At 71.6% G+C, this 19,020-nt stretch carries 14 protein-coding genes; 10 read left to right on the forward strand and 4 right to left on the reverse strand.

Annotation, left to right across the window (positions count from 1 at the left end; all coding sequences use genetic code 11):
* Positions 1 to 530 precede the first annotated feature (530 nt).
* Entirely contained in the window at positions 531 to 6,287 is a 5,757-nt protein-coding gene (pulA, locus tag Q9S36_RS16085) for a pullulanase-type alpha-1,6-glucosidase (protein ID WP_311285979.1), read from the forward strand.
* A gap of 167 nt (positions 6,288 to 6,454) precedes the next feature.
* Here pulA and Q9S36_RS16090 read toward each other — a convergent pair whose 3' ends face one another.
* Entirely contained in the window at positions 6,455 to 6,754 is a 300-nt protein-coding gene (locus tag Q9S36_RS16090) for a hypothetical protein (protein WP_311285980.1), read from the reverse strand.
* A gap of 240 nt (positions 6,755 to 6,994) precedes the next feature.
* Between Q9S36_RS16090 and Q9S36_RS16095 the strand changes: the two genes are divergently transcribed.
* Genes Q9S36_RS16095 through Q9S36_RS16105 form a run of 3 tightly spaced genes read left to right on the forward strand, consistent with a single transcriptional unit; the run spans position 6,995 to position 9,853 of the window.
* On the forward strand, positions 6,995 to 8,173 hold the full coding sequence (locus Q9S36_RS16095; RefSeq protein WP_311285981.1) for an acyl-CoA dehydrogenase family protein: 1,179 nt from the start codon (positions 6,995 to 6,997) through the stop codon (positions 8,171 to 8,173).
* 1 nt (position 8,174) lies between these two features.
* A complete protein-coding gene (gene mmsB / locus Q9S36_RS16100; RefSeq protein ID WP_311285982.1) occupies positions 8,175 to 9,068 on the forward strand; it encodes a 3-hydroxyisobutyrate dehydrogenase in 894 nt (297 codons plus the stop codon).
* Between the two features lie 8 nt (positions 9,069 to 9,076).
* Complete coding sequence (locus tag Q9S36_RS16105; RefSeq protein WP_311285983.1) at positions 9,077 to 9,853, forward strand: enoyl-CoA hydratase; 777 nt, start codon at positions 9,077 to 9,079, stop codon at positions 9,851 to 9,853.
* 5 nt (positions 9,854 to 9,858) lie between these two features.
* Here Q9S36_RS16105 and Q9S36_RS16110 read toward each other — a convergent pair whose 3' ends face one another.
* Entirely contained in the window at positions 9,859 to 10,395 is a 537-nt protein-coding gene (locus tag Q9S36_RS16110) for a MarR family winged helix-turn-helix transcriptional regulator (RefSeq protein WP_251452336.1), read from the reverse strand.
* Positions 10,396 to 10,469: 74 nt separating this feature from the next.
* Here Q9S36_RS16110 and Q9S36_RS16115 point away from each other — a divergent pair, with 74 nt between their 5' ends.
* The 6 genes from Q9S36_RS16115 to Q9S36_RS16140 all read left to right on the forward strand — a co-directional run bounded on the left by Q9S36_RS16115 (position 10,470) and on the right by Q9S36_RS16140 (position 17,342).
* Positions 10,470 to 11,246: an electron transfer flavoprotein subunit beta/FixA family protein gene (locus Q9S36_RS16115; RefSeq protein ID WP_311285984.1), complete on the forward strand. Its 777-nt coding sequence runs from the start codon at positions 10,470 to 10,472 to the stop codon at positions 11,244 to 11,246.
* 10 nt (positions 11,247 to 11,256) lie between these two features.
* Complete coding sequence (locus Q9S36_RS16120; RefSeq protein ID WP_311285985.1) at positions 11,257 to 12,222, forward strand: electron transfer flavoprotein subunit alpha/FixB family protein; 966 nt, start codon at positions 11,257 to 11,259, stop codon at positions 12,220 to 12,222.
* A 944-nt stretch (positions 12,223 to 13,166) separates the two neighbouring features.
* A complete protein-coding gene (locus Q9S36_RS16125) occupies positions 13,167 to 14,219 on the forward strand; it encodes a cytochrome b/b6 domain-containing protein (protein WP_311285986.1) in 1,053 nt (350 codons plus the stop codon).
* A 98-nt stretch (positions 14,220 to 14,317) separates the two neighbouring features.
* Positions 14,318 to 15,829: a sensor histidine kinase gene (locus Q9S36_RS16130; protein ID WP_311285987.1), complete on the forward strand. Its 1,512-nt coding sequence runs from the start codon at positions 14,318 to 14,320 to the stop codon at positions 15,827 to 15,829.
* Entirely contained in the window at positions 15,817 to 16,491 is a 675-nt protein-coding gene (locus tag Q9S36_RS16135) for a response regulator transcription factor (RefSeq protein ID WP_311285988.1), read from the forward strand. The genes Q9S36_RS16130 and Q9S36_RS16135 overlap by 13 nt, the downstream gene beginning before the upstream one ends.
* The gene (locus Q9S36_RS16140) at positions 16,488 to 17,342 is read left to right on the forward strand and encodes a hypothetical protein (protein WP_311285989.1); all 855 of its coding nucleotides are present in this window, start codon (positions 16,488 to 16,490) and stop codon (positions 17,340 to 17,342) included. The genes Q9S36_RS16135 and Q9S36_RS16140 overlap by 4 nt, the downstream gene beginning before the upstream one ends.
* Positions 17,343 to 17,596: 254 nt before the next feature.
* Here Q9S36_RS16140 and cofE read toward each other — a convergent pair whose 3' ends face one another.
* Positions 17,597 to 18,403, reverse strand: coding sequence for a coenzyme F420-0:L-glutamate ligase (cofE, locus tag Q9S36_RS16145; protein ID WP_311285990.1), 807 nt, complete (start codon positions 18,401 to 18,403; stop codon positions 17,597 to 17,599).
* Between the two features lie 17 nt (positions 18,404 to 18,420).
* Positions 18,421 to 18,927, reverse strand: a complete 507-nt coding sequence (locus tag Q9S36_RS16150) for a GNAT family N-acetyltransferase (protein ID WP_311285991.1) — start codon at positions 18,925 to 18,927, stop codon at positions 18,421 to 18,423.
* Between the last annotated feature and the right edge of the window lie 93 nt (positions 18,928 to 19,020).

Consider the following 19,020-nt stretch of genomic DNA (forward strand, 5'->3'; position numbering starts at 1 on the left):
GGCTCGGGCGATCCTGCGCCGGTCGCGACGAGCGGAGGTGATGTCGCCCGGGGGAGGATGCGGGCCGCGAGATCGCCCTCCGCCCGGCGCACCCTCCTCCCGTGGGTGCGGCGGGCGGAGGGCCGGGGATGCGTGCGCACGCGGCACCCTGGCCGCGGAGGGCCGGGGATGCGTTGCGCACGCGGCACCCTGGCCGCGGAGGCCGGGATGTGTGCGCACGCGGCACCAGGGCCCGCATCGGCCGGGGACGCAGCCGCACGCGCGGAACGCGGCGGCGCCCCGCGGGTTCGACCGGGGACGCGTGCGCACGCGCGGAACGCGGCGGCGCCGCGCGGGTGCGGCTGCGGCAAGATGCTGCAAGCGTTTGCGCTGCGGGGCCCCGCACACCGCGCCGGCCACGCCGCAACCGGCAGATGAGAGCCTTCTCATGATGTAAGCGCTTGCATTAACCGCTGACGCCCCCGTAATGTCGGCGGAACACCGCAGACTCGGCACGTTGTCGTGCCACCGCGCCACCAGGAGCACCATCCGTGTCGAAGACGACTCACTCACGTGTCCGCCGAGCTGCCGCAGCGCTGGCTGCGGTCGCCCTCATCGTCACCGGGGGCGCCGTCGCTGCGGCCCCCGCCTCGGCCGCCGAGCGGTCCTTCGCCCTCGTCGGCAGCCTGCAGAGCGAACTCGGGTGTCCAGGAGACTGGCAGCCCGACTGCGGCGCCACCGAGCTGGCAGCCACCGACACCGCCGGCCTGTACGCGGCCGAGTTCGAGGTGCCCGCAGGTTCGTACGAGTACAAGGTCGCCGTCAACGACGCGTGGGACGAGGCGTACGGGCTGAACGGCGGCGGCGACAACATCCCGCTCGTGGTCGACGGGCCCGCGACGCTGCGGTTCCTCTTCGACGACGTCGCGCACCGCGTCGGCGTCGAGGTCGTCTCGACGCGCGGGGACTACACCGCCGACGACGACGCCCTGGTCGCCGAGCCGGTGCGCCAGCCGGGCAGCGACGAGCAGTTCTACTTCGTCATGACCGATCGCTTCGCCAACGGCGACACGTCCAACGACACCGCCGGCATCGCGGGCGACCGCCTCGACCACGGGTTCGACCCGACCGACAAGGGCTTCTTCCACGGCGGCGACATCGCGGGGCTCCACGCCAACCTCGACTACATCGAGGGCCTCGGCACGAGCGCGATCTGGCTCACCCCGAGCTTCAAGAACCGTCCCGTCCAGGGCGACGGCGACAACGCCAGCGCCGGCTACCACGGCTACTGGGTCACCGACTTCACCCAGATCGACCCGCACCTCGGCACCAACGCCGAGCTCGAGGCCCTCATCGCCGATGCGCACGCCCGCGGCATGAAGGTGTACTTCGACATCATCACCAACCACACCGCCGACATCATCGGGTACGAAGAGGGCCAGTACTCCTACATCGACAAAGCCACGAGCCCCTACCTCGACGCGAGCGGGAACGCCTTCGACCCCGCCGACTTCGCGGGCACGGGCGACTTCCCCGAACTCGACGCGGCCACCAGCTTCCCGTACACGCCGGTGATCGACGAGGCGGATGCCGCGGTCAAGGTGCCCGGATGGCTCAACGACCCGACGCTCTACCACAACCGCGGCGACTCGACGTGGGAGGGCGAATCGGTCACGTACGGCGACTTCGTCGGCCTCGACGACCTGATGACCGAGCACCCGACGGTGGTCGACGGCTTCGTGGACGTCTACCAGACGTGGGTCGACCTCGGCATCGACGGCTTCCGCATCGACACCGCCAAGCACGTGAACTTCGAGTTCTGGGAGGAGTGGTCGGCGCAGGTGCTCGACTACGCCCACGCCGCCGGCAAGCCCGAGTTCTTCATGTTCGGCGAGGTCTACGATGCCGACCCGGCCAAGCTCGCCCCCTACGTCCGCGACACCGACATGAACTCGGTGCTCGACTTCACCTTCCAGTCCGCCGCCGTCGCCTACGCCGCCGGCAACAGCGCCAAGGGCCTGCAGAACCTCTACGCGGGCGACGACCGCTACACGACGCCGGACTCGTCGGCCACCGCGCTGCCGACCTTCCTCGGCAACCACGACATGGGACGCGTCGGGTACTTCCTGCAGAACCAGTCGCAGCCCCTCGAACGCGACCTGCTCGCGCACGACCTGATGTTCCTCGGCCGCGGCCAGCCGGTGGTCTACTACGGCGACGAGCAGGGATTCGCCGGCGCCGAGCCGGGCAACGACAAGAGCGCCCGTCAGAGCCTGTTCGCCAGCCAGGTCGCGGAGTACACCGACCAGAAGCTCCTCACCGGCGAGACCGTCGGCGCCGTCGACCGTTTCGGCACCGACGAGCCGGTGTACCAGCACATCGCCGGCCTCGCCCAGCTGCGTGCCGAGCACCCCGCCCTCGTCGACGGCGCCCAGATCGAGCGCCACGCGACCAACGGCCCCGGCGTCTACGCCTTCTCTCGCGTCGACCGCGATGACAAGGTCGAGTACCTGGTGGCGCTGAACAACGCCACCGAGGCCAAGACTGTCGAGCTGTCGACCCTCACGGCCGATGCCGCGTTCGCTCCCGTCTACGGTGATGCCGCCGCATTCGACACGGATGCCGCAGCCGCAGCATCCGTCACCGTGCCCGCTCTGTCGGCGACGGTGTTCCGTGCCGACCGGTCCGTGACGGCTCCCGCTGCCGCGAACCCGCTGACCGTGGCCGCCCCCGCCGCCGGTGCGGCGCTCGCCGGTCAGGTCGCCGTGTCGGCGGATGTGGACGACGCGACCTGGGCCGAGACGAGCTTCGCGTGGCGCGTGGTCGGCTCCGACGAGTGGACCGCGCTCGGTACGGCCGAAGACACCGAGCCCCGCGTCTTCCACGACATCCGCGGGCTCGCCGCGGGGACCCTCGTGGAGTACCGCGCGGTGACGACGGACGCCGCAGGGCAGCGCGCCGCGGCGTCCACCTACGCCTCGGTGGGGAACGCCGTCGCACTGACGGTCGAAGAGGAGCCGGAATCGTCGATCGACATGGTGACGGTCCCCGGCAGCTTCAACTCCGAGATGGGCTGCGCCGGAGACTGGGCGCCCGGCTGCGAGCAGGCCAAGCTGGCGCTGCGCGCCGACGGGATCTGGGAGGGCACCTTCGACCTGCCCGCCAGCTCGTGGGAGTACAAGGTCGCGATCAACGGATCGTGGGACCTCAACTACGGCGCGAACGGCGAGCAGAACGGCTCGGACGTCGCGCTCACCCACGACGGCGGGCCGGTGACGTTCTACTTCGACCCGCGGTCGAACGTCGTCCAGACCACCGCCGACGGACCCATCGTGACCCTGCCCGGCTCGTTCCAGAGCGAACTGGGGTGCCCCGGTGACTGGCAGCCCGAGTGCCTCGCGAGCCTCATGGCCGACGGCGACCGCGACGGCGTGTACACCTTCTCGACCGACGCGATCCCCGCGGGTTCGTACGAGGTGAAGGTCGCCCACAACCGCAGCTGGAGCGAGAACTACGGCGAGGGCGGAGCGCCCGGCGGCGCGAACCTGTCGTTCACCGTCGCCGACGGCGAGCTGATCGTCTTCCGCTACGACATCGAGACGCACGTGCTCACGATCGAGGTCGAGAACCCGCCGCTCGCGGGCATCGGCGAGGAGCGCGCGCACTTTATCGACGCCGAGACCCTGGCCTGGCCGGCGAACCTCGGCGGCGACGCGGACGCGTCCGCGTGGCAGCTTTACGCCTCGGCCGACGCGGGCCTCGAGATCGCCGACGGCGACGTCGTCGGCGCCGAGCCGATCACCCTCGAGCGCATCGAGGGAGGCCTCACCGACGCACAGGCGGCGCGCTTCCCCGCGCTCGCCGAATACGTCGCCCTGAGCCTGGACGGGCAGACCCGCGACGAGGTCGCGGCGCTCGTGAAGGGCCAGCTGATGGTCGCCCAGCGCGACGATTCCGGCGCGCTCACCGGTGCGACCGGGGTGCAGATCCCGGGCGTCCTCGACGACCTGTACGCGGATGCCGTCGCCGACGTCGAGCTGGGGGTGACCTTCCAGGGTGCGAAGCCGACCTTCCGCCTGTGGGCGCCGACGGCGCAGCAGGCGACACTGCTGACCTGGCCGTCCGGTGCCGACGGCGACCCGCAGCGCCACGAGGCGGCGTGGGACGCGGCCTCGGGTGTGTGGACGGTCAAGGGCAAACCCCAGTTGAAGGGCGCGGAATACCTGTGGGAGGTGGTGGTCTATGCGCCGGCCACCGGGGTGATCGAGACCAATCAGGTCACCGACCCCTACTCGGTCGCGCTCACGCTCAACTCCGAGCGTTCGGTCGCCGTCGACCTCGACGACAAGAAGCTGCGTCCGAAGGCGTGGGAGAAGACCCCCGCGCCCAAGATCGCCCGCGCAGTGGATCGTGCGATCTACGAGCTGCACATCCGCGACTTCTCGATCACCGACGAGTCGGTTCCGGCGGACGAGCGGGGGACGTACCGGGCGTTCACGCGCGACAGCGCCGGCACCGCGCAGCTGCGCGAGCTGGCAGGCGCGGGCATCAACACCGTGCACCTGCTCCCGTCGTTCGACATCGCCACGATCGAGGAGGATCGCGCCGCTCAGGCCGAGCCCGCGTGCGACCTCGCTTCGTTCGCGCCCGATTCGACCGAGCAGCAGGCGTGCGTCGAAGCGGTCGCCGACGCGGACGGCTTCAACTGGGGATACGACCCGTACCACTTCTCGGTTCCCGAGGGCTCGTACGCAGTCGACCCTGAGGGCGGCGCGCGCGTCGCGGAGTTCCGGGAGATGGTCGGCGCGCTGCACGGCATGGACCTGCAGGTCGTCCTCGACCAGGTCTTCAACCACACCGCGCAGTCCGGGCAGGGCGAGAAGAGCGTGCTCGACCAGGTCGTGCCCGGCTACTACCACCGCCTGAACGCCGCAGGCGCCGTCGAGACCTCGACGTGCTGCCAGAACGTGGCCACCGAGCACCAGGTCGCCGAGAAGCTCATGGTCGACTCGGTCGTGACGTGGGCCCGCGACTACAAGGTCGACGGCTTCCGCTTCGACCTCATGGGTCACCACTCCAAGGCCAACATGCTGGCCGTTCGAGAGGCATTGGACGCCCTGACGCTGAAGAAGGACGGCGTCGACGGAAAGAGCGTCTACCTGTACGGCGAGGGGTGGAACTTCGGCGAAGTGGCCGACAACGCGCTGTTCGAGCAGGCCACGCAAGGCCAGCTGGGCGGCACCGGCATCGGCACGTTCAGCGACCGGCTGCGCGACGCCGTGCACGGCGGCAGCCCCGTGGACGGCTCGTCCACGTTCTACCAGGGCTTCGGCACCGGACTGGCCACCGACCCCAACGGCCGCGACGCCTCGGCGCCCGGCGACCCGTTCGCCGACCTGGCCGCCAAGACCGACCTCGTCAAGCTGGGACTCGCGGGCAACCTCCGTGACTTCGAGATGACGGCGGCGGACGGCTCCACGAAGGCCGGCGACGAGTTCGACTACAACGGCTCACCCGCCGGCTACGCCGATCAGCCCGACGAGATCATCACCTACGTCGACGCGCACGACAACGAGACGCTCTACGACCTCGGTGTGCTGAAGCTCCCGGTCGACACGTCCATGGCCGATCGCGTGCGCATGAACACGCTCATGCTGGCCACCACGACGTTCTCGCAGACCCCGTCGTTCTGGCACGCCGGCACCGAGCTGCTGCGCTCGAAGTCCCTCGACCGCAACAGCTACAACTCCGGCGACTGGTTCAACCGCATCGACTGGACCGGGCAGGAGTCGACGTTCGGCTCGGGCCTGCCGCGCGCGGCCGACAACGAGGCCAAGTGGCCCGTCATGGCGCCGCTGCTGGCGAACCCCGACCTCAAGCCCGGCGCCGGCGACATCGCCGCGGCCGAGGCTGCCGCCCTCGACCTGCTGCGCACGCGCGACGAGGTGTCGCTGCTGCGTCTGGGGTCGGCCGACCTCATCCGGCGGAAGGTCTCGTTCCCGGGCAGCGGGCCGGATGCCGCACCCGGCGTCGTGACGATGCTCATCGACGACCAGGTCGGCGCCGACACCGATCCCACCCGCGATGCGGCGCTGGTCGCGTTCAACTCCTCGCCCGAGCCGGTGACGGTCGAGCTGTCGCAGCTCGCCGGGCGTGAGTTCGCCCTCGCGGCGGCGCAGGCCGGCGGCGCGGATGCGGTGGTCAAGACCACGACGTGGGATGCGGCATCCGGGACGATCACCATCCCCGCCCGCACCGCCGCCGTGCTGGTCGACGCGCAGGCGAAGCTACCCGCCCGCGTGCGCTGACGATTCCGCGGCTCGGACGACCCGACCGCGGACTCGACAAGGCCCCCTCGTCCCGTGTGCCGGGCGAGGGGGCCTTGTTCTTCGGGCGGGACGGCGTCAGCCCCGCGCCGCCAAGACATCGGCCCCCCGTCCTCGCGGGACGGAGGGCCGACGTTCGCGGCGGGTGCTTATCGCACCGTGCTCACGCCGCGGCGGCGGGTCACCAGCAGCAGGCCGCCGATGGCGATCAGCGCGGCAGCGGCGAGGGCGACGCCCCACGGTGCGGCGGCACCGGTCACGGCCAGCGCGTCGTCGTCGCGTCCGGCGTCGTCGCCGGCGCCGCCGTCGGGGCCGGAGCCCGGACCGCCGGACGGAACGATGGCGGCGGTGGCCGGGAGCGGGGCGAGGGCGACAGCGCACACAGCGGCGGTCACCGTCCCCACAGCGGTCCAGCGGCGCGCCGGGCGGCATGCGAGAAGAGAAGGCATCGATGTCCTCGGGTCGGGTCGGAGGTAAGTGACCCGCGCGATCGCACGGGCTCCTTCGTTCGTACTCACCCGGGGTGTGCACCCGGTGTGGCCGGGGTGAACGGAGGGAGAACACATCGATGCGTGGACGGCCTGCGGATTGATAGGACGTCCATGTAAAATGAGCACGGTGCCGAAGACGGCACCCCCGTGCTTGTCAGGATGGCCCCACGAAGGCCTCCTGGAAGAGAAGGAGACCAGGTGTCGACGACGATCACCAGCCCCACGACCGCCACCGCGCCCGACGCCATCAGCGACGACGAGCGTGCCGCCATCCTCGAGGCCGTGCGCGATTTCGCCGAAGCTGAACTGGCCCCGCATGCGCGGGAGTGGGATGCCGAGAAGCACTTCCCCGTCGACACGCTCGCCCGGGCGGGCGAGCTCGGACTCGGCGGCGTCTACGTCCGCGAGGACGTCGGCGGCTCTGCTCTCACGCGATCCGACGCGGCCGCGATCTTCGAGGTGCTCGCCGAGGGTGACACCACGATCGCCGCCTACATCACCATCCACAACATGGTCGCGTGGATGATCGACACCTACGGCAGCGACGACCAGCGGCAGCGGTGGCTGCCGCGCCTGGTCACGATGCGGGACCTCGGCAGCTACTGCCTCACCGAGCCGGGCGCCGGCTCCGATGCCGCCGCCATCACCACGACGGCGATCCGCGACGGCGACGAGTACGTCCTGACGGGCGTGAAGCAGTTCATCTCGGGCGCGGGTGCGGCAGCCGTCTACATCGTCATGGCGCGCACGGGCGAGCCGGGAGCACGCGGCATCACGGCCTTCCTCGTGCCCGACGGCGCCGACGGCCTGTCGTTCGGGACGCTGGAGCGCAAGATGGGCTGGAACGCGCAGCCCACCCGGCAGGTCATCCTCGACGAGGTGCGGGTGCCTGCCTCGAGCATGCTCGGCGGTGAGGGGCAGGGCTTCAAGATCGCGATGTCGGCCCTCAACGGCGGGCGCATCAACATCGCCGCGTGTTCCCTGGGCGGTGCGCAGTGGGCACTCGATCAGGCCACCCGCTATGTCAAGGAGCGGTTCACCTTCGGCGAGCCGCTGGCGGACAAGCAGTCCGTCGTGTTCACCCTCGCCGACATGGCAACCGAGCTCCGGGCCGCGCGTGCGCTGGTGAGGGATGCCGCCGCCGCCCTGGACGCGCAGGCGCCGGACGCGGTGATGCAGTGCGCGATGGCCAAGCGCTTCGCCACCGACGTCGGGTTCCGCGTGGCCAACGACGCTCTGCAGCTGCACGGCGGCTACGGCTACCTGCAGGATTACGGCATCGAGAAGGTGGTGCGGGACCTGCGCGTGCACCAGATCCTCGAGGGCACGAACGAGATCATGCGGGTCATCATCGGCCGCGAACTGCTGGGAGGCTGACGTGCGCATCGCATTCCTCGGCTTGGGGCACATGGGACTTCCGATGGCGCTGAATCTGGTCGCCGCCGGTCACGACGTCGTCGGCTTCGACGTGTTCGAACCCGCGCGAGAGAACGCGCGTTCGAGCGGACTGGAGGTCGCCGTCTCGGGTGCTGAGTCGGTGACCCGTGCGGACATCGTCATCACGATGTTCCAGACCGGCAGGCAGGTGCTCGATGCCTACAGCGGCGTCGACGGGCAGACGGGTCTCCTGGATGCCGCTCCCGCCGGCACGCTGTTCATCGAGTGCTCGACGATCGCCGTCGACGAGGCCCGGCAGGCGCACGCCCTCGCCGAGGCCGCCGGTCACCGCGCCCTCGACGCCCCGGTGTCGGGCGGCGTCGTCGGAGCCGAGAACGCCACCCTCGCCTTCATGGTCGGAGGCACGGCCGAGGACTTCGCGTCGGCGTCGCCGGTGCTCGAGGCGATGGGGCGAAGAATCGTGCATTGCGGTGAGGCGGGCCTCGGGCAGGCCGCGAAGGTCTGCAACAACATGATCCTCGCGGTGTCGCAGATCGCCGTCGCCGAGGCCTTCGTCCTCGGTGAGCGCCTCGGCCTCAGCCACCAGGCGCTCTTCGACGTCGCCTCGAACGCGTCGGGGCAGTGCTGGGCGCTGACGACCAACTGCCCCGTGCCCGGGCCGGTGCCGACGAGCCCGGCGAACCGGGACTACGCTCCGGGGTTCGCCGGCGTGCTCATGGACAAGGACCTGGGGCTCGCCGAGCACGCGATCGCGGCGACCGGGGTCGAGGCCCGCATGGGGCTGCTGGCCCGCGAGCTGTACCGCGAGTATGCGGAGGGTCCCGGCGCCCAGCGGGACTTCTCGGGCATCATCGAGACGATCCGTTCCGCGTGAGGGAGAACATGACCGACTACGAGACCATCCTCGTCGACACGCGCGGGCGCGTCGGCTGGATCACCCTGAACCGCCCGCAGGCGCTCAACGCCCTGAACTCGCAGATCATGCACGAGATCGTGGCCGCGGCATCCGCTTTCGACGACGATGACGACATCGGCGCGATCGTCGTCACGGGGTCCGAGCGGGCCTTCGCCGCCGGAGCCGACATCAAAGAGATGGAGGCCAAGACCGGACTCGACATGATCATGGGCGACCACTTCGGACAGTGGAGCCGGTTCGCCGCCCTTCGCACGCCGGTGATCGCCGCGGTCTCGGGGTACGCGCTCGGCGGTGGCTGCGAGCTCGCGATGATGTGCGACATCATCCTCGCCGCCGACACCGCGACCTTCGGGCAGCCCGAGATCACGCTCGGCGTCATTCCGGGCATGGGCGGCTCGCAGCGGCTCATCAGGGCGGTCGGGTACTACAAGGCCGCCGAGCTCATCCTCACCGGCCGCATGATGGGTGCCGAAGAGGCCGAGCGCGCCGGCCTGGTCTCGCGCGTCGTCCCGGCATCGGAACTGCTCGACGAAGCGGCGAGGACGGCCGACGCGATCGCCGCGAAGTCCCTGCCCTCGGTCTATGCCGCCAAGGCCGCCCTGGACGCCGCGATGGAGACGAGCCTCGCCGAGGGGCTGCGGTTCGAGCGGCACGCGTTCGCGTCGCTGTTCGACACGGTCGACCAGAAGGAGGGCATGGCCGCCTTCCGCGAGAAGCGGTCGCCGGAGTTCCGGAACCGGTGATCCGATCAGAGCGGGTCGGGCAGCGGGCGCGGATCGGTGAAGTCGCCCGCGCCCTTGCGCAGCCGCGCGATGATGCGCACCAATTCGGCCGTGTCGTCATCGGCGAGTCCCGGGCTCTCGAACACGTTCGTGTTCAGCGCCGCCGTGGCGCGCTCCACGAGCTGACGACCGGATGCCGTGAGCACCAGCATCGCCGCGCGACCGTCGCCCGGGTGGGGCTCGCGCTCGACCAGGGCGTCCTTGACCAGACGGTCGACGGTGTTGGTGACGCTGGTGGGATGAACCTGCAGTCGGGCGATGGCGCTGGCCATCGGCATCCGGCCCGCTCGCGTGAAAGCCAGCAGCCGCAACATCTCGTAACGCGCGAACGACAGACCGAAGGGCTTGAGGGTGGCGTCGATGCGAGCCAGCAGCAGCTGGTGCGCGCGCATGACCGACGTCACCAGAGTCATGCCGGCCGCGGCATCCTCCCATCCGTGGGCGGTCCACTGGCGCTTGGCTTCGGCGATCGGATCCACCGGAAGGGGCGTGTTCCTGGGCACGTGGCGCCTCCTCTCGCGCAGAACCACGCTAGCGCGTGCCCATAGACTCGTTGCGTTGAAGGAGCGGATGCGGAATGAAGATCGTCGTCCTGGTCAAAGAGGTCCCGGACACCTGGGGTGACCGCAAGCTGAACCTCGAGACGGGCCTGGCCGAACGCGACGCCGGCGACCGTGTCATCGACGAGATCGGCGAGCGCGCCCTCGAGGTCGCACTCTCGTACGCCGACGCCCACGCCGGCACCGAGGTCGTCGTGCTCTCGATGGCGTCCGAGGCCGCCGCCGCCAACGTGCGCAAGGCCCTCGCCATGGGCGCGGGCTCGGCGGTGCAGGTCGTCGACGAGGCGCTTCGCGGAGCGGATCTGGGCCTGACCGCCGAGGTGCTGGCCGCGGCCCTGACGCGGATCGGCTACGACCTCGTGATCACCGGCAACCTCTCGACCGACGGATCGGGAGGGGTCATCCCCGCGATGCTCGCCGAGCTGCTGGATGTGCCGGCGGCCACCATGCTCAACGCCGTCGAGATCTCGGACGACGAGGTTTCGGGCACGCGCGCGACCGACGGCGGCACCGCACAGGTGTCGGCCGCCCTTCCCGCGATCATCTCCATCACCGAACGCCTTCCCGACGCGCGCTTCCCCAACTTCAAGGGCATCATGGCGGCCAAGAAGAAGCCGTTCGAGACCCTGACGCTCGCCGATCTCGGCATCGACGCCGACGACCCCGCGGCCGCGCGCTCCATCATGATCGCCATCGCCGAGAAGCCGCCGCGCGAAGCGGGCGTGAAGATCGTCGACTCCGGAGACGCCGGCGAGCAGCTGGCGGACTTCCTGATCCAGAACCGGCTGGTGTGAGGTGACCGACATGACATTCGCCGACGACGCGATCCTGGTTCTGCTCGATGTGACACCCTCGGGCCAGCTGGCGGCCTCCGCAGCGGGGCTCCTCGGCGCCGCCGCCCAGGTGGGCACCCCCGTGGCGCTCATCGTCGGCAGCGAAGAGCTGGCCGCGGGGGCCGCGGCACTGGGGGCGGCATCCGTTCTCATCGCGCCGGGCGGCGACGGGCTCGTGGTCCCCGTGGTCGACGCGCTCACCGCAGCCGCAGATCTCGTGAAGCCCGATGCCGTCCTCGCTTCGCACTCGGTCGAGGGACGCGAGGCCGCCGCGCGGTTCGCGGCGCGCACGCGGTCGGGATTGTGCGTCGACGCGGTCGGCGTCTTCCGCGACGACGAGGGCGTCGGCGCCCGCCACTCCGTCTACGGCGGGGCGTACAACGTCGACGCCGCCGTCACCTTCGGCGCCCCCGTGATCACCGTGAGGCAGGGCGCGATCGATGCGCGGGCCGAGGCTGTCGCATCGCCGCAGGTGCAGACGCTGCAGGTGTCGGCATCCGGTCGTGCCGCAGCCCGGGTGGGTGCGGTCGACGCCGCAGTGGTCTCGTCGACCCGGCCCGAGCTGCGCGGTGCCGCGCGGGTCGTCGCCGGCGGCCGTGGTCTGGGATCCGGAGACAAGTTCGCGCTGGTCGACGAGCTCGCCGACGCGCTCGGCGCCGCCGTGGGCGCCTCCCGCGCCGCCGTCGACGCCGGCTATGTGCCGCAGTCGTACCAGGTCGGCCAGACCGGGGTGTCGGTGTCGCCCCAGCTGTACGTCGCCCTCGGCATCTCGGGCGCGATCCAGCACAAGGCGGGTATGCAGACGGCCAAGACGATCGTCGCCGTCAACAAGGACGCGGACGCCCCGATCTTCGAGATCGCCGACTTCGGCGTCGTCGGCGACATCTTCACCGTCGTGCCGCAGCTGATCGCGGCGCTCGAGGCGAAGAAGAAGTAGGGCCCGGCGGAATGGCGACGTACGGCGGCACGGTTCGGCGTGGTCTTCCGCGGGTTTCCGGTGGAGAGGCGTGGCCGCCCGCGGGGGCGGCTGACCCGGGTGCGGTCGAGGCTGGGGCGGTCGAGCCGGGCGCGGCCGGCGTAGCTGGCGTGGGTTCGGGCGCGGCGCCGGTCGCCGAGCCGTCAGCTGTGTCGGGTGCCGAGGACGCCACGTCGACATACGTGACGTCTCACGACTCCGCGGGCGCCGTCGAGCCGCTCGGCCCCGCCGCGTCGGAGGATGAGGCGGTGGCGACGGTTCAGGTCGCCGAGACGGCGGGTTCCGCTCGGACCGCCGGTGCCGGCATCCGTCGCGGTCTGCCGCGGGTGGCGGGCGGCGAGCCCTGGCCGCCCGCACGCCTCGCCCCGGCCGCGGAGGCATCGCCCGCGGCCGCGCCGAGCTCGGATGTGGCGGCTCTCGTCGCTTCGGATGCCGCCACCCCGCCAGACGTGCCAGCCACCGCGGGAGGCGACACCGCCCCCGTGCGTCGGGGGCTGCCGCGCACTCCGGGTGGCGATCCCTGGCCTTCGTCGGACTTCGCCCCCGCGCCGCAGGCCGAGGTGCCGGCGGTCGCCGCTTCGGCGCCTGCAACGCGGCAAGACGCGCCACCTTCGGCGCCAGATGCTGAAGCCGGGGTCGCAGCTGCCGCCTCGGCGCCCGTGACCCGGCAAGAAGTGCCACCATCCACGGGCGGAGGCGACACCGCCCCCGTGCGTCGGGGGCTGCCGCGCACTCCGGGTGGCGATCCCTGGCCTCCGGCGGACTTCGCCCCCGCTCCGCAGGCCGGGGTGGCGGCTGCCGCCGCTTCGACGCCCGCGACCCGGCAAGAGGTGCCACCTGCCGCGCCGGCTGCTGAAGCCGGGGTGGCAGCTGCCGCCGCTTCGACGCCCGCGACCCGGCAAGAGGTGCCATCTGCCGCGCCGGCCCCGGCCGCCACGCCGACCCGCGACCTCTCGAAGCCGCTGCCCTTCACCCGCACGGTATGGCCCGGCGAGGCCGCCCGCACACGCCCCGAGCGGCGCCCCGAGCCGCAGCGCATCGGTCCGTTCACGAAACTGCAGTGGCTCGGCGCGGCGATCGTGGGCGGCGGCGGACTGCTCGTCGCTGCGGCGATGGCGGTGCTGGCCGTGCGGTGGCTGCTCAGCGTCCCGCCGCTGTCGGACTTCGTCGCAACCTACCCCGGCGAATACCACCTGCCCGAGACTGCGCCGGTCGGCATCCCTGCGTGGCTCGGCTGGCAGCACTTCTTCAACGTGTTCCTCATCGTGCTGATCATCCGATCGGGCTGGCGCATCCGGAACGAGAAGCGACCGACCGCGTTCTGGTCGCCGCGCAGCAACGGGCGGCGCAAGATGAGCCTCACGATGTGGTTCCACCAGGCGCTCGACGTGCTCTGGGTGGTCAACGGACTGGTGTTCATCGCACTGCTGGTGGTGACCGGGCACTGGATGCGGATCGTCCCCACCTCGTGGGAGGTGTTCCCGAACGCCCTGTCGGCCGCCCTGCAGTACGTGTCACTGGACTGGCCCACCGAGAACGGGTGGGTGAACTACAACTCCCTGCAGCAGCTGGCCTACTTCACCACGGTGTTCATCGCCGCGCCGCTGGCCATCGTCACCGGCATCCGCATGAGCATGTGGTGGCCGAAGACGGCCCCCACCCTCAACAAGCTGTATCCGGTCGAGTGGGCGCGCAGGATCCACTTCCCGGTGATGCTCTACTTCGTGCTGTTCATCATCGTGCACGTCGCGCTGGTGTTCGCCACCGGAGCCCTCCGCAACCTCAACCACATGTACGCCGCGCAGGGCTCGGTCGACCCTGACGCCTACGCGGCGAACTGGACCGGGTTCTGGATCTTCGCCGTCTCGATGCTCGTGATCGTCGGCGGGTGGGTCGCGGCGCGGCCCCTCGTGATCGCGCCGATCGCGCGCCTGTTCGGCAGCGTCTCGAGTCGCTGACGACCGGATGCCGCGGCATCCGGTGCGGGGGATAACCCGAAGTCAACTGTCCGGATGACTCGGGGGCGCCGCCCGCGCGTCCGCCGTACCGTGAGGGTATGACCACCCCCACGCCTGACAACCCCGCGCCGGCGGCCGGCTCCGCGCCCGCGACGGCGCCCACCGGACCGCCCGCCGCCACCCCGCCCGTCGCGTCGCACCCCGCCGCCCCGGCCGCCGCGTCGAACCCCGCCATCCCGGCCGCCGCGTCGTACCCCGCCGCACCGGCCGCCGCGTTGTACCCCGCCGCACCTGCCGCACTTCAGACCCCCGCACCGGGGACGCCCGCCGGCCGTGCCGCGGCATCCTTCGATCACGACCCCACTCCCGTGCGCACGCATCGCCCGCTGCTCGTGGGCGGTGCCATCCTGCAGCTGGCCGCCCTCGGCGTGGTCGGCCCCGGCATCTTCGCCGGCCTCGGGACGCTGCTCGGCGTCGGCATCGGGCTCGTCCCGGTGCTCGGCGTCGGCCTGCTGCTGCTCGTCGGCCTCGTGTACGCGCTGTTCGCCGTCGGCTGGCTCGAGGCGGCGCGTGTGGACGGGCTCTACGGCTTCGGCCTGCCGCCTCGGCGCCTCCGCTCCAGCGGTCGGCCCGGATTCGGCGGCTGGCTGCGGAGCCTCTGGCTGCAGTTCATCGACCCGACGATGTGGCGCGGCGTCGCCAGCGCGGCCATCGCGACGGTGCTCGGCTGGCTCGTGCTGATCGGCATCGGCGTCTTCGTCTCGGGGATCGCCGTCGCCTTCGCCCCGCTCTACGCCGCCGGGCAGGACAGCATCCGCCTCGACCGCACCTGGTTCGACGTGCCCCTCGCCCTCGCCGTCCCCCTCGGCATCCTCGCCAGCCTGCTGGCCGCCGCCGCCGTCATCGGGCTGGCGCTGCTGCACGGCGTGCTCGTGCGGGCGATCCTCGTGCCGTCCCGAGAGGCGCAGCTGGCCGAACAGGCCCGCACCTCGCACGCTCAGCGCGCCGGAGCCGTTCGCGCCGCCGACGTCGAGCGCACGCGCATCGAACGAGACCTGCACGACGGCGTCCAGCCGCGGCTGGTGTCGGTCGGCATGACTCTCGGACTCGCCCAGCAGAAGATCGACACCGATCCTGCCGCGGCGAAGGCGCTCATCGACGAGGCGCACACCTCGACCAAGGCCGCCATCACCGAGCTGCGGCAGCTGGCGCGGGGGATCCACACCTCCGTCCTCGACGACCGTGGCCTGGATGCCGCGCTGTCGGCGCTCGCGTCACGCTCGCACATCCCGGTGTCGCTCGATGTCCGCATCAACGAGCGCTGCAGCCCCGAGGTCGAGGCGGCCGTGTACTTCGTGATCGCCGAATCCCTCACCAACGCCGCGAAGCACTCCCGCGCCGCGGAATGTCGCGTCCTGGTGAGACAGCGCGAGGGCGGGATGCTGTGGGCCAGGGTCGAGGACAACGGGCTGGGCGGCGCGACCGTCGTGCCCGGCGGCGGACTCGACGGCATCGCCAACCGCGTCCTCGGTGCCGGGGGCACATTCCGCCTCGACAGCCCGGCCGGCGGCCCGACCACGGTGGAGGTGAGCATCCCGTGCGCGTTCTGATCTGCGAGGACTCCGTCCTCCTGCGCGAAGGACTCGTGCGCCTTCTCGAGGACGCAGGCCACACCGTCGTCGCGGCGCTGCCGGACGTGACCGACCTCGACGAGTCCGTCGCCCGCGAGGAGCCCGACCTGTGCATCCTCGACGTCCGGCTGCCGCCGACCCGCACCGACGAGGGCATCCGCGCCGCGGTGCGGCTGCGGGCGGCGCGGCCAGACCTCCCGGTCCTGGTCCTGTCGCAGTACGTCGAGGAACGCTACGCCAGCGATCTCATCGCCGGGCGAGGCGGGGCGCTGGGCTACCTGCTCAAGGACCGCGTCGCCGACGTCGCCGACTTCCTCGACACCCTCGAGCAGATCGCGGCGGGTTCGACCGTGTTCGACCCCGAAGTCGTGGCGCAGCTGCTGAGCCGCCGCACCCGCGACGAGCGCATGCAGCGCCTCACCGATCGCGAATCCACCGTCCTCGCCCTGATCGCCGAGGGCAAGTCCAACCAGGCCATCGCCCGAGCCCTGCACGTCAGCGAGGGCAGCGTCGAGAAGCACATCACCGCCGTCTTCCAGAAGCTCGATCTCGAACAGGACGACTCCGGCAACCGCCGCGTCCTCGCCGCGCTCGCGCACATCGCACACGGCGGCACCACCCGAACAGGAGACCCCTCATGAGCACCGTCCTCACGCCACCGCCGGCCCCGCCCGCCCCCGAGCCCGCACCGTCCTCCGATGCGCCGTCGCACAAACCCGGGGGCGCGGCGAAGGTCATCGCCATCCTGACCATCGTCCTCGGCGGGATCATCGTTCTGGGCACCATCGCCAGCACGATCTTCGCCACTGTGGGTGCGGCATCCACCCAGACATCGGGTCGAACCATCGCGGTGTCGGGTGTCGACGAGGTCGACGTCGAACTGGCCGCCGGATCGCTGCGCGTCGAATTCGCCGACATCGACGAGGCCGAGCTGACCGTGACCTCCGCCTTCGGTGCGGATCGCTGGACCTTCGACCGCGACGGCGACCGCCTCGTGGTCGCCTCGCCCCGGTGGATGTGGGGGATGGGCTGGATGCAGCAGGGCGACGCCGTGCTGCGGCTGCCCGAGGGCCTCGACGGAACCGACGCCGTCATCGACGTCGCCGCCGGCGACGCGGTCGTGGACGGCGGGTTCGGCGACCTGCAGGTTCAGCTGGGCGCCGGTCGCATGCAGGTCTCGGGCACCGCAGACACCTTCGGCGCCGAGGTGTCTGCCGGCCGCGGCGAGTTCGACCTCGCCGACGTGAACGAGGCCACGCTGTCGGTGAGCGCGGGCTCGCTCGACGGGGTGCTCACGGGCGACCAGCCGCGCACGGTCGACGTCGACGTCAGCGCCGGCGGCCTGCGCCTGACCGTCCCCGACGGCGAGTACGACATCACCTCCGACGTGTCCGCGGGCTCGTTCGACGACCGGGTGGGCTCGACCTCGGGCGCCGCCAGCACGATCGCCGTGCAGGTCTCCGCCGGTCAGGCCGTCCTCCGCGCCGACTGACCCCACGGCGCCAGCCCAACCCGGGGCCGCGTGCGCACGCGCCCCTCCCGTGCGGGGGATTCACGCACGGCGGGGGCTCGTGCGCACGCGTCCCCGGCGCGAGTGTGACCACCGCCGTTCCGCGCGACCGGCCCAACCCGGGGTCGCGTGCGCACGCGCCCCTCCCGTGCGGGGGATTCACGCACGGCGGGGGCTCGTGCGCACGCGTCCCCCGCGCAACTGACACACACCGTCCGCGCGCGAGCCGCGAGGGGTCAGGATGCCGGTGCGGCGGCGGCTGCGCGGGCGGCGGCGGTGCCGGCTTCGAAACCCGCCGCGTAGGCCTCATCCGCGCCGACCCGGAACATGTCGCGCTCGAGCGGACGGACGATCGAGCGGGCGCCGGGAAGGTCGAGCACCCCCACGAGGTCGCCGCGACCGCGGACGACGGCGACGGGCAGTCGCGCGGCCTTCCCTTTCACGAGGTCGGCCGCCCCCGCCAGCTCATCGGCCACGCACGGCATCGTGACCATGAGCGGCCGGCCCTCGGCGTCGGTCTGACCGCGCAGATCCTCGAAGACGTGCACGCCGGCGGCCCCGATCGCGTGGTCGGTCTGCCCCTCGCGCCAGGCACGACCGAGCGTGTCGGTGATCAGAACGCCCACCGACACCCCGAAGCGGTCCCGCAGACCCGACGCGAGAGCCCGCGCCGACGCGTCGGGGTCGACCGGCAGCAGCAGGATCGTGCCGTCGGGGGTGTTCGACGCATCGACACCCGCGGCGGCCGACACGATGCCCAGGCGGTTCTCGACGATCCGCGTGACGTGCCCGGTCGGGCCGGTGCGCGCCGCGACGAGGCGCACGGTCTCGGCGGTGATCGCGTCTTCGCGGTCGTCGGCGCGCAGCATCCGGCCTTCGGCCTTCGACACGATCTTCGAGGTGACCACCACGATGTCGCCGTCGCGCAGGGCGAGATCCGCGGATGCCGCAGCCTGCGCCGTCGTCGCGTCGGCGATCACCGCCACCAGGTCATCGCCCGCGGCGATCTCGCCGATCCCCGGAAGGGCCCAGACCTGCAGCACGGACGATCGAAGACGGCTCAGCGGACGAAGCGGACCTCGGTGAGGGTCTCACCGAGGAAGGGCTCCGTGTGCGTGGCGCCGTCGAGGCCGAAGCCGTTGCGCGCGTAGAACCGGTGCGCGCGCGGGTTGTCGTCGGCGACCCACAGGTACAGGGGTTCGTCGGGCCCGGCCACCGCGTCGAACAGGCGCTGTCCGATGCCGGTGCCGTGGAACTGGTCGAGCAGGTAGATGAAGTACAGCTCGCGATTGCGCGGTGCATCCTTGTCGCGCGCGGGGCCTGAGCCGGCGAAGCCGACGATCTCACCCTCGACGAGGGCGGCGAACATCTTGAAGTCCGGGCCCTGCACCGCCCAGTGGGTCCACAGCTCGGCGAGACGCTTGGGAGAGACCTTCTCGAGCGCGGCCTTGCTGATGAGGTGGTCGTACGTCTCGTGCCAGCACGTGGCGTGCACGCGGCCGAGGGCCTCGGCATCCACGTCGCGCACCGGACGGACGACGATGTCGGTCTGGAGTTCGGCTTCCATGGCCAGACTCTACGCGGACCCCGCCGGGACGGGAAATCGAGCGGATGCCGCCGAAGGACCGCCGACCGGATGCCGGACCGCACTGTGGGAATC

This window comes from Microbacterium sp. ARD31 (assembly GCF_031844425.1).

Bases quoted from the DNA above. Each gene is read 5' to 3' on its own strand.
- Q9S36_RS16090 (WP_311285980.1), bottom strand. From the start codon at position 6,754: ATGCCTTCTCTTCTCGCATGCCGCCCGGCGCGCCGCTGGACCGCTGTG.
- Q9S36_RS16105 (WP_311285983.1), top strand. From the start codon at position 9,077: ATGACCGACTACGAGACCATCCTCGTCGACACGCGCGGGCGCGTCGGC.
- Q9S36_RS16115 (WP_311285984.1), top strand. From the start codon at position 10,470: ATGAAGATCGTCGTCCTGGTCAAAGAGGTCCCGGACACCTGGGGTGAC.
- Q9S36_RS16120 (WP_311285985.1), top strand. From the start codon at position 11,257: ATGACATTCGCCGACGACGCGATCCTGGTTCTGCTCGATGTGACACCC.
- Q9S36_RS16130 (WP_311285987.1), top strand. From the start codon at position 14,318: ATGACCACCCCCACGCCTGACAACCCCGCGCCGGCGGCCGGCTCCGCG.
- Q9S36_RS16140 (WP_311285989.1), top strand. From the start codon at position 16,488: ATGAGCACCGTCCTCACGCCACCGCCGGCCCCGCCCGCCCCCGAGCCC.
- Q9S36_RS16150 (WP_311285991.1), bottom strand. From the start codon at position 18,927: ATGGAAGCCGAACTCCAGACCGACATCGTCGTCCGTCCGGTGCGCGAC.